We start from the raw sequence: 959 nt of genomic DNA, 5'->3' as shown, positions 1-959 counted from the left end.
GTAATCTTACCTGGACCTGAAACTTTACCGTCTGGTAATTCGCTGTTTGGTACTTTTCCTTTACCGTTTTCACCGATTTCAACAGTGATTGGGTTGCCATCTTTACCTGGGATTTCTACCTTAGTTCCTGGTTTGTATGGAGTTCCATCTGGTTGCTTAGGTGTTACTGTTACGTCACCTGTCTTAGGATCTTGTTCCAACTCTACTGTTGGTGTCTTTTGAGCTGGTGTTTCTGGTGTTACCTTAGCTGGAGTTTCAACTTTAGGAACTTCCACTGCTGGTTTACCTGGTTCTGTAATCTTACCTGGACCTGAAACTTTACCGTCTGGTAATTCGCTGTTTGGTACTTTTCCTTTACCGTTTTCACCGATTTCAACAGTGATTGGGTTGCCATCTTTACCTGGGATTTCTACCTTAGTTCCTGGTTTGTATGGAGTTCCATCTGGTTGCTTAGGTGTTACTGTTACGTCACCTGTCTTAGGATCTTGTTCCAACTCTACTGTTGGTGTCTTCTGAGCTGGTGTTTCTGGTGTTACCTTAGCTGGAGTTTCAACTTTAGGAACTTCTACAGCTGGTTGACCTGGTTCTGTAATCTTACCTGTACCTGGAACTTTATCGTCTGGTAATTCGCTGTTTGGTACTTTACCTTTACCGTCTTCACCGATTGTGACTGGGATTGGCTTACCATCTTTACCTGGGATTTCTACCTTAGTTCCTGGTTTGTATGTTGAGCCATCTGGTTGCTTAGGTGTTACTGTTACGTCACCTGTCTTAGGATCTTGTTCCAACTCTACTGTTGGTGTCTTTTGAGCTGGTGTTTCTGGTGTTACCTTAGCTGGTGTTTCAACTTTAGGAACTTCCACTGCTGGTTTACCTGGTTCTGTAATCTTACCTGTACCTGAAACTTTACCGTCTGGTAATTCGCTGTTTGGTACTTTTCCTTTACCGTTTTCACCGAT

At 43.2% G+C, this 959-nt stretch carries 1 pseudogene; it reads right to left on the bottom strand.

Going from position 1 to position 959, the window contains the following annotated elements:
- Positions 1-959 (bottom strand): annotated as a pseudogene (locus QEZ38_RS09745) (hypothetical protein); the annotation flags it as partial.

The organism is Streptococcus taonis (assembly GCF_029948085.1).
GTDB classification, from domain to species: domain Bacteria; phylum Bacillota; class Bacilli; order Lactobacillales; family Streptococcaceae; genus Streptococcus; species Streptococcus taonis.
The sequence above is the reverse complement of the archived record's forward strand: the minus strand, read 5'-3'. Positions and strand labels throughout refer to the sequence as shown.